11 protein-coding genes, 2 tRNA genes and 1 other RNA gene are annotated in these 15,429 nt (G+C 73.9%); 7 read left to right on the top strand and 7 right to left on the bottom strand.

What is annotated here, in order from left to right; all coding sequences use genetic code 11:
- Both DQW06_RS00400 and ffs read right to left on the bottom strand, forming a co-directional pair.
- The coding region (locus DQW06_RS00400) for a DNA polymerase III subunit gamma and tau (protein ID WP_117197740.1) at window positions 1–1,222 on the bottom strand (1,222 nt) is incomplete at its 3' end.
- A gap of 108 nt (window positions 1,223–1,330) precedes the next feature.
- Window positions 1,331–1,426, bottom strand: an RNA gene (gene ffs / locus DQW06_RS00395) — signal recognition particle sRNA small type.
- A 229-nt stretch (window positions 1,427–1,655) separates the two neighbouring features.
- On the opposite strand from ffs, the gene DQW06_RS00390 reads away from it, so the two are divergent.
- Window positions 1,656–3,014 carry a DUF2252 domain-containing protein gene (locus DQW06_RS00390; protein ID WP_041552982.1) on the top strand — a complete coding sequence of 453 codons (1,359 nt, stop codon included), beginning with the start codon at window positions 1,656–1,658 and terminating at the stop codon, window positions 3,012–3,014.
- A gap of 102 nt (window positions 3,015–3,116) precedes the next feature.
- A tRNA-Ser gene (locus DQW06_RS00385) sits at window positions 3,117–3,201 on the top strand.
- Window positions 3,202–3,280: 79 nt separating this feature from the next.
- On the opposite strand, the gene DQW06_RS00380 is transcribed toward DQW06_RS00385, so the two are convergent.
- Window positions 3,281–3,607 (bottom strand): tyrosine-type recombinase/integrase, encoded by a 327-nt coding sequence (locus tag DQW06_RS00380; RefSeq protein WP_198662347.1) that lies wholly within the window; start codon window positions 3,605–3,607, stop codon window positions 3,281–3,283.
- 171 nt (window positions 3,608–3,778) lie between these two features.
- Here DQW06_RS00380 and DQW06_RS00375 point away from each other — a divergent pair, with 171 nt between their 5' ends.
- The 3 genes from DQW06_RS00375 to DQW06_RS00365 all read left to right on the top strand — a co-directional run bounded on the left by DQW06_RS00375 (window position 3,779) and on the right by DQW06_RS00365 (window position 7,359).
- Window positions 3,779–5,788 carry an NADPH-dependent 2,4-dienoyl-CoA reductase gene (locus DQW06_RS00375; protein ID WP_117197739.1) on the top strand — a complete coding sequence of 670 codons (2,010 nt, stop codon included), beginning with the start codon at window positions 3,779–3,781 and terminating at the stop codon, window positions 5,786–5,788.
- Window positions 5,789–5,908: 120 nt separating this feature from the next.
- Window positions 5,909–6,766, top strand: coding sequence for a Rieske (2Fe-2S) protein (locus DQW06_RS00370; RefSeq protein WP_013155813.1), 858 nt, complete (start codon window positions 5,909–5,911; stop codon window positions 6,764–6,766).
- Window positions 6,767–6,804: 38 nt separating this feature from the next.
- Window positions 6,805–7,359 carry a PadR family transcriptional regulator gene (locus tag DQW06_RS00365; RefSeq protein ID WP_013155814.1) on the top strand — a complete coding sequence of 185 codons (555 nt, stop codon included), beginning with the start codon at window positions 6,805–6,807 and terminating at the stop codon, window positions 7,357–7,359.
- Window positions 7,360–7,380: 21 nt separating this feature from the next.
- Here the strand turns inward: DQW06_RS00365 and DQW06_RS00360 are convergent, their stop codons facing one another.
- Both DQW06_RS00360 and DQW06_RS00355 read right to left on the bottom strand, forming a co-directional pair.
- Window positions 7,381–8,646: an ROK family transcriptional regulator gene (locus DQW06_RS00360; protein WP_232051610.1), complete on the bottom strand. Its 1,266-nt coding sequence runs from the start codon at window positions 8,644–8,646 to the stop codon at window positions 7,381–7,383.
- A 183-nt stretch (window positions 8,647–8,829) separates the two neighbouring features.
- Window positions 8,830–11,013: an alpha-galactosidase gene (locus DQW06_RS00355; RefSeq protein WP_117197738.1), complete on the bottom strand. Its 2,184-nt coding sequence runs from the start codon at window positions 11,011–11,013 to the stop codon at window positions 8,830–8,832.
- Between the two features lie 172 nt (window positions 11,014–11,185).
- On the opposite strand from DQW06_RS00355, the gene DQW06_RS00350 reads away from it, so the two are divergent.
- Complete coding sequence (locus DQW06_RS00350) at window positions 11,186–13,660, top strand: glycoside hydrolase family 2 protein (protein WP_117197737.1); 2,475 nt, start codon at window positions 11,186–11,188, stop codon at window positions 13,658–13,660.
- Window positions 13,660–14,520 (top strand): LacI family DNA-binding transcriptional regulator, encoded by an 861-nt coding sequence (locus DQW06_RS00345; RefSeq protein ID WP_013155818.1) that lies wholly within the window; start codon window positions 13,660–13,662, stop codon window positions 14,518–14,520. Before DQW06_RS00350 ends, DQW06_RS00345 begins: the two co-directional genes overlap by 1 nt.
- A 243-nt stretch (window positions 14,521–14,763) precedes the next feature.
- Here the strand turns inward: DQW06_RS00345 and DQW06_RS00340 are convergent.
- Both DQW06_RS00340 and DQW06_RS00335 read right to left on the bottom strand, forming a co-directional pair.
- Window positions 14,764–14,848 (bottom strand) — tRNA-Ser (locus DQW06_RS00340).
- A 10-nt stretch (window positions 14,849–14,858) separates the two neighbouring features.
- Window positions 14,859–15,341, bottom strand: coding sequence for a nucleoside deaminase (locus tag DQW06_RS00335; protein WP_013155819.1), 483 nt, complete (start codon window positions 15,339–15,341; stop codon window positions 14,859–14,861).
- Window positions 15,342–15,429 lie beyond the last annotated feature (88 nt).

Below are 15,429 nucleotides of genomic sequence, written 5' to 3'. Positions count from 1 at the left end.
GCGCGGGAGCGGGAGCGGGGGCGGGCTGGACCGGCGCGGCGGAAGGGGCGACGGCACCGGAGGCGATCCGGCGCTCCATCTGCTCCAGGCGGGCCAGCAGGGCCAGGCCCTGGTCGCCGTCGGCGGCCGGGAGAAGCACCCGCGAGCACATGAGTTCCAGCAGCAGACGGGGCGCGGTGGCGCCGCGCATCTCGGTCAGGCCCTGGTTGAGGATGTCGGCCGCGCGGATCAGCTCGGCCGGGCCCAGACGCGCGGCCTGGTCCTTCATCCGCTCCGTCGCCTCCGGGTCGACGTTGACCAGGCCCTTGTCCAGGGCGTCGGGCACGGCGGCCAGGACGACCAGGTCGCGGAAGCGCTCCAGCAGGTCCGTGGTGAACCGGCGCGGGTCGAGTCCGCCCTCCACCACGCGGTCGATCAGGCCGAACACGGCGGCGCCGTCACGGGCGCCGAGCGCGTCGACCATCTCGCCGAGCAGACTGGAGTCGGTGTAACCCAGCAGGGAGACGGCGCCCTCCCGGGTGATGCCGCCCTCGTCCGAACCGGCGATGAGCTGGTCCAGCACCGAGAGCGTGTCGCGCGCCGAGCCCGCGCCCGCGCGCACGACCAGCGGCAGCGCGGCCGGGTCGTAGGAGACGCCCTCCTCCTTGAGCAGGTCCTCCATGAGTTCCTTGAGGGTGCTCGGCGGGATCAGGCGGAACGGGTAGTGGTGGGTCCGCGAGCGGATCGTGCCGATGACCTTCTCGGGCTCGGTGGTCGCGAACACGAACTTCAGGTGCGGCGGGGGCTCCTCGACCAGCTTGAGGAGGGCGTTGAAGCCCTCCCGGGTCACCATGTGCGCCTCGTCGATGATGTAGATCTTGTAGCGCGAGTTGACCGGGGAGAAGAAGGCGCGTTCGCGCAGGTCGCGGGCGTCGTCCACACCGCCGTGGGAGGCGGCGTCGATCTCGATGACGTCGATGCTGCCGCCGCCGTCGGGGGCCAGGGCGACGCAGGAGTCGCAGGTGCCGCAGGGGTCGGGGGTGGGGCCCTCGGCGCAGTTGAGGGAGCGGGCCAGGATGCGGGCGCTGGTGGTCTTGCCGCAGCCGCGCGGGCCGCTGAACAGGTAGGCGTGGTTGATCCGTCCGCTGCGCAGCGCCTGGCGCAGCGGGTCCGTCACGTGTTCCTGGCCACGCACCTCGCCGAACGTCGCGGGCCGGTACTTGCGGTACAGCGCGATGCTCACGGTGTGATTCCTCCCCTGGTCCCTGCCACGTGTCCATTCAACCCGCGGGCGGTGACAGCTCGCGCCGGTTGACGAGGACCGGGAGGGGTTCGACCGGGCCGGAGAAAGACAAAGGACCCCCCGCGCACCCGCCAGAGCCCATTTATCCTTGCTGCCTTCCGGCCCTGGGGAGGTTCATAGGGTGACGCCGCACGAGGGGTCTGCCCCGAGTGTATCCGAACCCCGGACCGCTCGGGCAACCCGCGCCCCGCCCCCTCCCCGGGGGCGCGTCGCCCTCCGGAGCGGGACGTCCTCCGGAGCAGGCCGCCCCCCGGAGCGGGCCGCCCTCCGGAACACGGAAATCAGGCGGAACGCGCCTCCCGGACCGGGCGTCTCATCTCGGGCACAGGGCCCACGGGGCCTGGACCGGCACACACGTAACCTCTCAGAGATCATGGACGGCATGGGCATGCTCGACCGGCTCGATTCCACCGACAGCTCCGCGGAGCGCCGCGACCTCATCGTCGCCACGCTGGAGAACGCCTTCTCGGACCTGATGTCCGCCGACCCGGCGGCGTTCCGCGTCAAGTTCCGCAAGATGGCGGCCAACCCGTTCGCCTTCTACCGGGGCAGCGCCGCGCTCTTCTACGACGACGTCTCGGGCATGGACGACCCCTGGGCCGACGAACGCACCTCGCGGGTGTGGATCCAGGGTGATCTGCACGCGGAGAACTTCGGCACCTACATGGACTCCACCGGGCGGCTGGTGTTCGACGTCAACGACTTCGACGAGGCCTACCTCGGCCACTTCACCTGGGACGTGCTCAGGTTCGCGGCCAGCATCGGGGTCATGGGCTGGCAGAAGGCCCTGTCCGACGAGGACATCAGCGCGCTCCTGCCGCACTACGTCGACGCCTACATCGCCCAGGTGCGCGAGTTCGCGACGACGGGCAACGACTCGGAGTTCTCGCTCAAGCTGGGCAACACCGACGGCACCGTGCACGACGTGCTCCAGAAGACCCGGCTCAACAGCCGCGCCGAGATGCTGTCGTCCATGACGACCCGCGACGGGTACACCCGCCGCTTCGCCGAGGGCCCCCGGGCCCGCCGCCTGGACGACGCCGAGCGGGAACGGGTCCTGGCCGCCTACGAGGCCTACCTGGGCACCATCCCCGAGGACCGGCGGTACGCGTCGATCAACTACGCGGTCAAGGACGTGGTGGGCAGCGGCGGCTTCGGGATCGGCTCGGCGGGGCTGCCCGCCTACACCCTGCTCATCGAGGGCCAGTCGGAGGCCTGGGACAACGACATCGTGCTGTCCATGAAGCAGGGCAACGTGGCGGCGCCCTCGCGTGTGGTGACCGACCAGCGCATCATGGACCACTTCCAGCACCACGGGCACCGCACCGCGATGTCCCAGCGGGCGCTCCAGGCGCACGCGGACCCGCTGCTGGGCCACACCGAGATGGGCGGCGTGGGCTTCGTGGTGAGCGAGGTCTCCCCCTACACCAACGACCTGGACTGGGACGACCTCACCGAGCCCGCGGAGATCGCGCCGGTGCTGGACTACCTGGGGCGCGCCACCGCCAAGGCGCACTGCGTGTCCGACTCGCACGCGGACGCCACGCTCGTGCGCGGTCAGACCGAGGAGGCGGTCATGGCGGTGCTCGACGGCCGCGAGGCGGAGTTCACGCGGTGGTGCGTGGACTTCGCGCACCGGTACGCGGCCCAGACCCGGGCCGACTACTCGCTGTTCGTGGACGCCTTCCGCAACAACGCCATCAGCGCGGTGAGGTCCAGCCGGGACCTGTGACCCGGGATCGGGGAGCCCGGCTCCGGGACCGTCCGGACGGCCCCGGGAGGGGCCGCGAAAACCTGTTCAGAGCACCCCGTGACGGCATGTAGAGTTGTTCGCGGAGGATTCGCCTAGTGGCCTAGGGCGCACGCTTGGAAAGCGTGTTGGTGGCAACGCCTCAGGGGTTCGAATCCCCTATCCTCCGCGGCGGCTAGCAGCCGAAACGAAAGGCCCCGACCGGACACCGGTCGGGGCCTTCGTCGTTGGTGGTCTCATTCTTGGTCTCAGTTGGCCGCGGCGGGGCCACCCTCCTCCTCCCGGGGAGCCTCCCAGATCAACCCACCGACACGGTCGGCGGCGTCCGCGCGGACCTCGTCCACCACGTGCTGGTAGCGCTTCGCCATCGCGGAGGAGGACCACCCCATGATCCCCATCACGGCCCGCTCAGGTACCTCCAGGATGAGCAGCACGGTCGCGGCGGTGTGCCGGGCGTCGTGCAGCCGCGCCTCCCGCAGCCCGGCCTCCCGCAGCCCGGCCTCCCGCAGCAGGGCCTTCCACTCGTGGTGGTCGGTGTTCGGGCTGAGCGGCCGGCCGAACTCGTCGGCGAACACCCAGCCGCCTCCTCCCACAGGCCCCCGGCGGCCCCACGTTCCCGTTCCCGGCTGATCCGACCCCGCTCCCCCGGTACACGAGGTGCGCCCGCGACCCTTTTTGCAACTTGTTGCATAATGAGTGCGGGCCGACCGGACACCGGCCCGCGAGGCACCGCGCGAGGAGACGACATGGGCGACTACCCCCACCTGCTGGAACCGCTGGACCTGGGCTTCACCACCCTCGCCAACCGCGTGGTCATGGGCTCCATGCACCTGGGCCTGGAGGAGGCGCCGGGCGGCTTCGAGCGGATGGCCGCCTTCTACGCCGAGCGCGCCCGGGGCGGCGTCGGCCTCATCGTCACCGGCGGCATCGCACCCAACCCCGAGGGCGCCACCTACAAGGGCGCCGCGAAGATTACCACCGAGGCGGAGGCCGAGGAGCACCGCGTGGTCACCGCGGCGGTGCACCGCGAGGGCGGGCGCATCGCCATGCAGATCCTGCACACCGGCCGCTACGCCTTCAACGAGGACTCCGTGGCGCCGAGCGCGATCCAGGCCCCCATCAGCGCCTTCACACCCCGGGCGCTCACCAGCGACGAGGTCGAGCGCACCATCGAGGACTTCGTCCGCGCCGCCGAACTGGCCAGGCTCGCCGGGTACGACGGCGTGGAGATCATGGGCTCCGAGGGGTACCTGATCAACCAGTTCGTCGCCCGGGCCACCAACAGGCGCGAGGACGACTGGGGCGGCTCCTTCGAGAACCGCATGCGCTTCCCCGTGGAGATCGTGCGGCGCGTGCGCGAACGCGTCGGCGCCGACTTCATCGTGGTCTACCGGCTGTCCATGCTCGACCTGGTGCCCGGCGGCTCCACGTTCGACGAGGTGGTCCGGCTGGCGAAGGCCGTGGAGGAGGCCGGGGCGACCATCATCAACACCGGCATCGGTTGGCACGAGGCGCGCATCCCCACCATCGCCACGTCCGTTCCGCGCGGCGCCTACAGCTGGGTGACCCGCAGGCTCCGGGGCCGGGTGTCCGTGCCGCTCGTCGCGGTCAACCGCATCAACACCCCCGAGGTGGCCGAGGCGATCCTGGCCGGGGGCGACGCCGACATGGTCTCCCTGGCCCGCCCCTTCCTGGCCGACCCCGACTTCGTCGCCAAGGCCGCGGCGGGCACCCCCGAGCAGATCAACACCTGCATCGGCTGCAACCAGGCCTGCCTGGACCACACGTTCAGCCTGAAGACCAGCTCCTGCCTGGTGAACCCGCGCGCCTGCCACGAGACCGAACTCGTGCTCTCCCCCACCCGCCTGCGCAGGAGGGTGGCCGTCGTGGGCGCCGGACCCGCCGGGCTCGCCTGCTCCGTGTCCGCCGCCGAGCGCGGGCACGAGGTCACGCTGTTCGACGCGGCCGGGGAGATCGGCGGCCAGCTGAACCTGGCCCGCCGCGTACCGGGCAAGCAGGAGTTCGACGAGACCCTGCGCTACTACCGGGTCCAGCTCGACCGGCACGGGGTGGACGTGCGGCTGGGCGCCCGGGTGGGGGCCGCCGACCTGGAGGGCTACGACGAGGTCGTGCTCGCCACCGGCGTCACCCCGCGCGTGCCGGGGATCCCGGGCGTGGACCACCCCAAGGTGGTGGGCTACGCGGACGTCCTGCGCGGGAGCGTCGAGGTCGGCGAACGCGTGGCGGTCATCGGCGCGGGCGGCATCGGCTTCGACGTGGCCGCCTTCCTCACCGACGGCGGGGGCGACGTCGACACCGGGGAGTTCCTGCGCAGGTGGGGCGTGGACACCGACCCCGCCTCCAGGGGCGGCCTCGGCGAGCCCCGGCGTCCGGCGTCGCCGCGCACCGTGCACCTGGTCCAGCGCAGGGCCGGCAAGGTCGGTGCGGGCCTGGGCAGGACCACGGGGTGGATCCACCGGCTGGAGCTGCGCCACCGCGGCGTGGAGACGGTCGCGGGGGCCGAGTACGACCGGATCGACGACGAGGGCCTGCACCTGACCGTCGACGGGGAGAAGCGCGTGCTCGACGTGGACACCGTCGTGGTGTGCGCGGGCCAGGAGCCGCTCCGGGACCTCGCCGACGAGCTGACCGCCTCGGGCCGTGCGGTCCACCTGATCGGCGGCGCCGACGAGGCGGCCGAGCTCGACGCCAAGCGGGCGATCGACCAGGGCACCCGCCTGGCCGCCGCGCTGTGACACCCGCCCCGGCCTCCCCTGCGCAAGGGTCCGGGGAGGCCGGGGAAAGCCGGGTTCAAGGATCCGCGCGGCTCCGGGTCCCGTGAGTGACACGCGCGCGCCCCGGGTAGCCGCACCACCATGAGAATCGGTGAACGCATCCGCCGGATCGAACGCGACGAGCAGCTCGACCCCGCGGTCTCCAGCATGAAGAGCCTGGCCGAACGGATCCCGTCCGGCACCGTCCGCGACATGCTGCACGGGGTCCAGCTCGGGCACCCCGTCCACCCGATCCTGGTGCAGCTGCCCCTCGGTACGTGGATGGCGGCGGTCCTGCTGGACTCGCTGCCCGGGGACCACCGACGCAGCGCGCACGCGCTGGTCAACGCCGGGCTGGTCACGACCCTGCCCGCCGTGGTGAGCGGCCTGGCGGACTGGTCGCAGCAGCACGAGCGCCAGCAGCGCGTGGGCGTGGTCCACGCGGCGACCAACGGCGTCGGCACCCTGCTGTTCGGCGCCTCCTCGCTGGCCCGGGCCCGCGGTCGCCAGGGCTGGGGGAGGTTCCTCGCGCTGGTCGGCGTGGGCGTGGTCGGCCTGAGCGGGTCCCTGGGCGGGCACATGGCCTACTACCGGTCGGCGGGTGCCAACAGCGCCGACCACCTGGTCGACCTGCTGCCCGGGGGCTGGCACGACCTCGGCCCGCTGGACGGGTTCGACGACGGCGGGCTCGGCGGGGGCGACGTGGCGGGCGTCCCGGTCCTGGTGGCGCGGACGGGCGGCTCCGTGAGCGCGATGCTGGGCACGTGTCCGCACATGGGCGCGCCCCTGGCCGAGGGTGAGCGGGTGGACGGGTGCGTGCGCTGCCCCTGGCACGGCAGCGAGTTCCGCCTGGACGACGGGACGGTGGTCCACGGGCCCGCGACCGCTCCGCCGCAGGTCCTGGACGCGTCGGTCGTGGAGGGCCGGGTGATGGTCCGCCTGCCCGAGTCCGCCCCGTGACGGAACGCGGCTCCCGCGACGCTGCCTAGAATGCGCCCATGTCCCTGCCCCACGCCATCCTGACCGCCCTGCTGGAGAAGCCCTCGTCCGGCCTGGAGCTGGCCCGGCGCTTCGACCGCTCGATCGGGTACTTCTGGTCGGCCACCCACCAGCAGATCTACCGGGAGCTGGGCAAGCTGGAGCGGGCGGCGCTGATCCGGGCGCTGGCGACGGACGGGCCGACCCGCGGAGGGCGCAAGGAGTACGAGGTGCTGCCCGCGGGACGTGAGGAGCTGGAGCGCTGGGTGGACCTGCGCGAGGACCCCAGGGCCTCCCGCGACCCGCTGCCGCTGCGACTGCGCGCCGCCGGGGTGGTGGGCGTGCGCGGCCTGGTTCCGGAACTGCGCCGCCACCGCGACCTGCACCTGCTGCGACTGGAGGAGTACCGCGGGTTCGAGCGGCGCGACTACCCGGACGGGCCCGCCACCGAACGGGAGCGGGTCCAGCGCCTGGTGCTGCTCGGCGGCATCGACGTGGAGGCCGGGTGGGTGGCGTGGTTGACCCGCGCCGTCGAGGAGCTGGAGGACGCCGGGGAGGGCGCCCCGGACGCCTGACCGCGTCGGCCCGCTGGACTCTCAGTCCCAGTCCGCCCCGGACTCCGACAGGTTCTCGGGCAGACGCAGCCCGGGGCGCAGCGGAACCAGTTGGCCCTGCAGGACCATGGCCGCCGCGCCGATGGCGGGCGCGGTCGCGGCCGACGTGGACATGCGCACCTCGACAGGGTGGGCGGCGCGGGCGAAGAAGGCCCGGTCCAACTCCTCCTGGATGACGGGCAGGTAGACCGACCCCGCCGCGGCCAGGCTCGGACCGGTCAGCACCAGCAGGTCCAGGTCCATCAGGTTGGCCAGCGTGCGGACCGCCACGGCCAGGTGGCGGGCTGAGCGGTCCAGCAGGGCGCGGGCGGTGGGCTGGCCCAGGCGGGCCGCGCGGACCACGGCGGTGAACTCCGCGCCCACCGACGGCCGGACCGGGCCGCCCTCCCGGGTGAGGCCGGCGGCGCGGGCGAGGTCCCCGTCGGCACGGGCGGCCGCCACGACGGCGGCCGGACCGGCGACCGCCTCGGCGCACCCGCGTCCGCCGCACCAGCACAGCGGCCCGTCCACGTCCAGGCACACGTGCCCGACCTCCCCGGCGTTGCCGCTGGCCCCGTGGTAGGGGATGCCGTTGACCAGGACCCCGGCGCCGACGCCGGTGGCCATGTACACGGCGGCGAAGATGGACGACCCACCGACCACGCCGGACCAGTACTCGCCGAGGGCGGCGGCGGTCGCGTCGTTGCCGGGGACCACGGGCAGGCCGACCGCGTCCTCCAGTTCCCCGGCCGCGGGGTAGTCGGCCCAGTGCCGCAGCGAGGGGTGCCGGTGGAGCCCGCCGGTCGGGGCGACCAGCCCGACGCCGAGCACCCGTTCGCGGTCCACCCCGGCGCCCTCCACCAGGGCTTCCACCTGGCGGGACATGCGGGAGGTGGTCTCGGCGGGGTCCTCGTCCCGGTTCACCCCGGCGCGGGTCATCCGGGAGACCACGGCGCCGGTGAGGTCGATGAGGGCGTAGGTGATGCCGATGGGGTCGATGTGGACGCCCACGGCGTAGCGCGACTCCCGGTTGAGCCGGAGGAGGACGCGCGGCTTGCCGCCGGTGGACTCGGCGCGCCCGGTCTCCAGGACCAGGCCGTCGTCGATGAGCCTGCGGACGACGGTGGAGATGGTGGCGCCCGTGAACCCGGTGGCCTCCACCAGTCCCACGCGGCTGATCGTGCCCGCGGCGCGGATGACGTCGAGGACCGCCGCCCTGCTCGTCGTGTGCGGAATCGCCCGTGACGGCCCGCCCAATGCCACCTCCATCCGGTCACGTCGCGCCCGCGCGCGGGGACCCGCCCCTCCGCGTCCGGCGGGCGGGCGTGGGCCAAGTGTCGCGCCCGCGCGCGGGGACGGCAACCCGGCTCCCCCGGCCGGGCTCCCTCCTCCGTGCCGTGCCCGTGGGGGACGGCACGCGCGGTGCCCTCCCGAGCCGGGCCGGGGCCGGGTTCAGAACCGGGTGGCGCGCACCAGGACCAGCCGTTCCGGGAAGAGCACCGGCGCCTGGAGGCCCGCGCGCTCCAGCGCCGCGCCCCTGACGCGGACGCCCTCGGGGGTCCACCAGGGCAGCGGCACCCCCCACCGGTGCGCGTTGCCGTCGGGCACGTCCCCGGGCGCCTGCGGGCGGACCCGGTAGACCGCCTCCGGGCGCAGGCCCGGCAGCCGGACGGGCCCGGTCGGGTACAGCTCCGAGGTTCCCGTGGCGACGATCGCGTAGAGCGCCTCGGAACCGTCCTCGGCGACCACCCCGTGCACCCGGACCGCCGGGTCCGGGTGGTCGCCGTGCACGGCGGTCCCCGTGTGCAGCAGGCCGCGCAGCTCCTTGTACAGCTCCACCCACTCCCGCAGGCGGGCCAGGTCGGCGGGGTCGGCGCGGGTGAGGTCCCACTCGATCCCGAAGTGCCCGAACAGGGCGGTCCCGGCCCGGAAGTCGACGGTGTGGCGGCGGTCGGTGGTGTGCGCGGTGCCCGCCCCCACGTGGGTGCCCATCAGCTCCAGCGGGACGAGCGCGTTGGTCCACCGCTGGATGTCCTGCCGCTCCAGGGCGTCGATGCAGTCGGAGACCCACACGCGGTCGGTGCGCTCCAGCACCCCCAGGTCCACCCGTCCGCCGCCGGACGAGCAGGACTCGATCTCCACACCCGGGTGGCGGCGGCGCAGTTCGTCCATCAGCCGGTACACCGCCAGGGTCTGGCCGTGGACCCCGGCCCGCCCGGTCGGCCGGTGCCCCGCGTCGACCAGGTCCCGGTTGTGGTCCCACTTGAGGTAGGAGACCGGGTAGGCGGACAGCAGGTCGTCCAGGCGCTCCAGGACGTACGCGAACGCCTCCGGACGGGCCAGGTCGAGCACCTGCTGGGAGCGCGCCGGCCGGGGCAGCCGGTCGCCCGCGGCCATGATCCAGTCCGGGTGCGCGCGGGCCAGGTCGGAGTCCTCGTTGACCATCTCCGGCTCCACCCACAGCCCGAACTGCATGCCGAGCCCGGTGACGTGGTCGGTGAGCGGGCCCAGCCCGTCCGGCCACACCTCGTCGGAGACGTACCAGTCGCCGAGGCCGCGCCGGTCGTCGCGGCGCGAGCCGAACCAGCCGTCGTCGAGCACGAACCGCTCGGCGCCCACGCGGGCGGCGGCGTCGGCCAGCTCGCGCAGCCGGTCGAGGCCGTGGTCGAAGTAGACGGCCTCCCAGGTGTTGACGACCACCGGGCGCGGGGTGGAGGGGTGGTGCGGGCGCGAGCGCAGGTGCCGGTGGAAGCGGGCGGAGACCTCGTCCAGCCCGTGCCCGTGCGAGCCGTACTGCCACGGGGTGGTGTAGGACTCCCCCTCGGCCAGCACGACCTCCCCGGAGAGCAGCAGCTCGCCCGAACCCAGCAGGGACACCGCGTGGTAGGTGCGCTCGGCGAAGGTGCGGTGGTTGCCCGACCAGGCCGTGTGCACGGCCCACACCTCGCCGGAGCGGTTGCCGGAGCCGTGCGTCCCCGCGGCCAGCAGGTGGGCCGCGTCGTAACCGGTGCGCCCGGTACGGTTCTCGCGCACCCGCAGGCCCTGGGTGAAGGCGGTCCGCTGCGGGCTGCGCTCGCGCATGTGGCGCCCGCCGAAGTCGAGCAGCTCGACCGCCTCGGCCGGGACGGGGAGGACGAGGTTGACGGCGTCCACGGCGAAGGGGGACGCGGCCCCGTTGGTGACGGTGGCTCGCTGGCGGACCAGGCCCGAGGGGGTCAGCTCGACCACGAGGTCCAGGGAGAGCCCGGCCCGGGCGTCCTCGGCGCGTACGGTCAGGCGCCCGCCCGCCGGGGAGCGGTGCTCCACCGCGGACTCGCGCACGCGGAAGGCGGTGGAGAAGTCGGCGCCGCCCCGGTTGCCGACCAGGCCCGGCGTGCCGAGCCAGCCGGCGGACTGCTCGGGGAGCACGGCCACCTCCACCGGCCCGTCCACGGAGAACCCGATGGGCTGCGGGCTCAGCGCCAGGCGCAGGTCGTCCAGCTCCCCGCGGGAGAGGTCGCCCAGGTCCGAACCCCAGTGCAGGACCCGGGGCAGGGTCTGGCCGGTCAGGTCCAGCAGGAGGCTCACCCCGGCGGCGCGCAGGTGGGGGAGGTCGGAGCCGCCGGAGAGGGGGCGGTGCGATGCCACGGTCGCCACGTCCTTCGTGGTCGGGAACAGGGTTGACTTACTTTGTTTGGAAAAGTAAGAATCCCCGAGGTGGCTGGTTCGCGCAAGAGGGACCGCCACCCCACGACGACCGCGACGCCCCGCGGAGCGCGCTCCGCGGACACGCCGGACGTCCCCGCCCCCGAAGCCCCGAGAGGCACAGATGATCCGTCACACCCTGCACGACGGCTGGCGGCTGTCCGCGACGAGCGGGCCCGTCCCGGAGAACGTCGCGGGCCGCACCGTCCCCGCCCAGGTCCCGGGGAGCACCCACCTGGACCTGCTGGCCGCCGGGCTGATCCCCGAGCCCTACCTGGACAGCAACGAGACCGAGCTGGCCTGGATGCACCGCGCGGGCTGGCGCTACTCCCTCACGTTCGAGGCCGACGCGGTCGAGGACGGCGAACGCGTCGACCTGGCCTTCGACGGCCTGGACACGGTGGCCACCGTGGAGCTCAACGGCACCGTGCTCGGCACCACCGCCAACATGCACCGCGGGTACCGCTTCGACGTGCGCGACACGCTGCGCGCCGGGGCCAACGAGCTCGTGGTCGTCTTCCGGTCCGCGCTGGAGTACGCCGAGGAGGTCCGCGGGGAACTCGGCGAGCGGCCGCACACCAACACGCACCCGTACAACATGGTCCGCAAGATGGCCTGCTCCTTCGGCTGGGACTGGGGGCCCGACCTCCAGACCGCCGGCATCTGGAAGCCCGTGCGCCTGGAGCGGTGGCGCACCGCCCGCCTCTCCCAGGTACGCCCGCTGGTCACCGTCGGCGAGGACGGCACCGGCCGGGTGGAGGTGCACGCCGACGTCGAGTGGTCCGGGAGCGCTCCCGGTCCCGGTCTGGTCCTGTCCGCCGAGGTCGCCGGTGCGCGGGCCACCGCCGACGTGGCGCCCGGCGCGGAGGGCGGCGTGGTCGTGGTCGAGGTGCCCGACGCCCGCCTGTGGTGGCCGGTCGGCCACGGCGACCAGCCCCTGTACGACCTGTCCGTCACCCTGACCGCGGACGGGCGGGCCGAGCCGCTGGGCTCGGAGGACCGCCGCGTGGGCTTTCGCACCATCACCGTGGACACCACGCCCGACGAGCACGGCACCCCCTTCACCGTCGTGGTCAACGGCAAGCCGATCTTCGTCAAGGGCGCCAACTGGATCCCCGACGACCACTTCCTCACCAGGATCACGCGCGAGCGCCTGGCCCGGCGCGTGGACCAGACCGTCGGCGCGCACATGAACATGCTGCGCGTGTGGGGCGGCGGGATCTACGAGAGCGAGGACTTCTACGACGTCTGCGACGAGCGCGGCGTCCTCGTGTGGCAGGACTTCCTCCTGGCCTGCGCCGCCTACCCCGAGGAGGAGCCGCTGTGGGGTGAGTTCGAGGCCGAGGCCCGGGAGAACGTCGCGCGCCTGACCTCGCACGCCTCGCTGGCCCTGTGGAACGGCGGCAACGAGAACCTCTGGGGCTTCATGGACTGGGGCTGGCAGGAACGGCTCGGGGACCGGACCTGGGGTTACGGCTACTACACCGACCTCTTCCCCCGCGTCGTGGCCGAGCTCGACCCCACCCGGTTCTACGCCGACGGCAGCCCCTACACCCCGGGGTACGCCCCGAAGGAGGTCCACCCCAACGACGAGGCGCACGGCACGCGCCACGAGTGGACCGTGTGGAACCAGACCGACTACCGGGCCTACCAGGACCACGTGCCCCGGTTCTGCTCCGAGTTCGGCTTCCAGGGTCCGCCCACCTGGGCCACCCTCACCGACTGGGTGCACGACGAGCCCCTCACGCCCACCTCGCCCGCCTTCCTGCTGCACCAGAAGGCCGAGGACGGCAACGGCAAGCTCGCCCGGGGCCTGTCCGCCCACCTGCCCGCGCCGAGGAGCTTCGAGGACTGGCACTGGGCCACCCAGCTCAACCAGGCCCGCGCGGTGGCGTTCGGCGTCGAGCACTTCCGGTCCTGGTGGCCGCGCACCGCGGGCGCCCTGGTCTGGCAGATCAACGACTGCTGGCCGGTCACCTCCTGGGCGGCCGTGGACGGCGAGGAGCGTCCCAAGCCGCTCTGGTACGGGCTGCGCCGCGCCTACGCACCGCGCCTGCTCACCGTCCAGCCCCGGGACGGGCGGCTGGTGCTGGTGGCCGTCAACGACACCGACGAGGCCTGGTCGGAGCCGGTCAGCGCGCAGCGCCAGACCTTCGGGGGCGAGGTGCTGCACACCGCTAGGATCGAGCTGGCCGTACCGCCCCGTTCCGCGGCGGAGTTCGACCTGGCACGGGAGCTGCTCGCGGCCGGGGACGCGAAGGAGGAGGTGCTCGTGGCCACGACCCGCGACGCCCGCCTCGTGCGGCCCTTCCGCGAGGACGTCCACCTGTCCTACGACCCCGACGCGCTGACCGCCGTCGCCGCGCCCGTGGAGGGCGGCTACCGGGTGGAGGTGCGCGCCTCGTCCTTCGCCAGGGACGTCTCCGTCCTGGCCGACCGGGTGGCCCCCGACGCCGAGGTGGACGACATGCTCGTGGACCTGCTGGCCGGGGAGACGCACAGCTTCCTGGTGCGCACCGACGCGGAGGTGGACCCGACGGCGCTGACCGCCGCCCCCGTCCTGCGCTCGGCCAACTCCCTGCGCGCGCGGCGGGCCTGATGGACGGGTCCGGGACCGGAGGCGCGGTCGGGCTGGTCCTGGCCAGGCCGCGCCGCCTGCTGAGCGCCGAGCCCTTCTTCATGGAGTTCATCGCCGGGATCGAGGAGCGGATGGCCGAGCGCGACATGTCGGTCCTGCTGCACCTGGTGACCGGCCGGGAGGCCGAGCTGGCCGCCTACCGCCGGTGGGCGGAGCGGCGGCTGGTGGACGCGGTCGTGGTGGTCAACCCGACCGAGGGGGACGAGCGCCCCGCCGTGCTGCGCGAGCTGGGCCTGCCCGCCGTGGTCGCGGGCAGCCCGGTCCCGGACCCCGCCACGCCCACCGTCCTGACCGACCACGTGTCCCCGGTCCGGACGGCGCTGGAACGCCTGCTGGAACTGGGCCACCGGCGCGTCGCCCGGGTGAGCGGGCCGGTCGAGCTGCTGCACACACGCGCCCGCACGGAGGCCCTCGCGGAGGGCTGCCGAGCGGCCGGGATCCCCGCTCCGGTGGTCCTGGAGGGCGACTACTCCCACGAGGCGGGCGCCCGGCTCACCGCGGAGCTGCTCAAACGGGAGGACCCGCCGACCGCGGTCCTGTACGACAACGACGTGATGGCGGTGGCCGGGCTGGAGGCCGCCCGCGGCCTGGGCGTGCGGGTCCCCGGGCAGCTGAGCCTGGTGGCCTGGGACGACTCGACCCTGTGCCGCCTGGCCGAGCCCGCGCTCACCACCATGAGCGTGGACGTGTACCGGTACGGGGTCGCGGTCGCGGAGTCGGCCCTGGAGTGCGCCGACGGGGCGGCCGTGGCGGAGCGGTGGTCGCCGGCGGCGCGCTTCGTAGCCCGGGGCAGCACCGGCCCGGCACCCGCCGGGGAGTAACCGCACCGGCCCGTCGCCACGGCGGCTTGTCGGTCTGTCGACGGGGCGACCTGTCGACAGGCCGACAAGTCGTTCAGGGGCCGCACTCCGGCCGCCGGACCCTGCCCTGGCCGACGGAACCCGATCAGGGAAACGCGAAGGGCCGGTTGCTCCGCGCCGCGCACACCGTGCGTCGGCTCGGACCAACCGGCCCTCGCTACCTCTACCGGCCGGACGCTCACCCGCGTGAGCATCGGCCTCGTGCGGTGGAGGAGGGATTTGAACCCTCGAAGGGTTGCCCCTTACCCGCTTTCGAGGCGGGCGCCATCGGCCACTAGGCGACTCCACCGCGAGACACTCTACCGGATACGGCGCCGTGCGAAAAACCGGCTCAGGAGATCGGAGCACCTGTCCGAGAGCTCCCGCGGCACCAGGTCCGGCGGAACGACCTCCGGGCGGTGGTTGAGGCGGGGGTCGCGGACCGCGTCCCACACCGACCCGGCCGCGCCCGCCTTGGCGTCCCTCGCCCCGTAGACCAGCCGGTCCACGCGGGAGAGCACCGTCGCGCCCGCGCACATCGTGCAGGGTTCGAGGGTGACCACCAGGGTGCAGCCGCCCAGCCGCCACTCGCCTCGCGCGCGTGCGGCGGCCCGCAGCGCCAGCACCTCGGCGTGCGCGGTGGGGTCGCCGGTGGCCTCGCGCTCGTTGCGCCCGGTGCCCAGGACGGCGCCGTCGGCGTCCAGCACGACCGCGCCCACCGGCACGTCGCCCGTCTCCAAGGCGGCCTCGCCCTCGGCGATCGCCGCGCGCAGCGCGGCGTCGAGGACGTCCCGTCCGATCACAGCCTCATGCCGTCGAGGATCTCGGCGAAGCCCGCGCGCTCGGCCACCACGGCCAGGACGTCGCTGGGCAGGACCCCGCCGCCGACGG

The organism is Nocardiopsis sp. TNDT3 (assembly GCF_003427465.1).
In the GTDB taxonomy this organism is placed as follows: Bacteria; Actinomycetota; Actinomycetes; order Streptosporangiales; family Streptosporangiaceae; genus Nocardiopsis; species Nocardiopsis dassonvillei.
This window is presented reverse-complemented; position numbering and strand designations above follow the sequence as displayed.

Excerpts from the sequence above, each read along its gene's own strand:
- DQW06_RS00345 (WP_013155818.1), top strand. The coding sequence starts at position 13,660 with ATGGACGGGTCCGGGACCGGAGGCGCGGTCGGGCTGGTCCTGGCCAGG.
- DQW06_RS00375 (WP_117197739.1), top strand. The coding sequence starts at position 3,779 with ATGGGCGACTACCCCCACCTGCTGGAACCGCTGGACCTGGGCTTCACC.
- DQW06_RS00370 (WP_013155813.1), top strand. The coding sequence starts at position 5,909 with ATGAGAATCGGTGAACGCATCCGCCGGATCGAACGCGACGAGCAGCTC.
- DQW06_RS00350 (WP_117197737.1), top strand. The coding sequence starts at position 11,186 with ATGATCCGTCACACCCTGCACGACGGCTGGCGGCTGTCCGCGACGAGC.
- DQW06_RS00390 (WP_041552982.1), top strand. The coding sequence starts at position 1,656 with ATGGACGGCATGGGCATGCTCGACCGGCTCGATTCCACCGACAGCTCC.
- DQW06_RS00360 (WP_232051610.1), bottom strand. The coding sequence starts at position 8,646 with ATGGAGGTGGCATTGGGCGGGCCGTCACGGGCGATTCCGCACACGACG.
- DQW06_RS00365 (WP_013155814.1), top strand. The coding sequence starts at position 6,805 with ATGTCCCTGCCCCACGCCATCCTGACCGCCCTGCTGGAGAAGCCCTCG.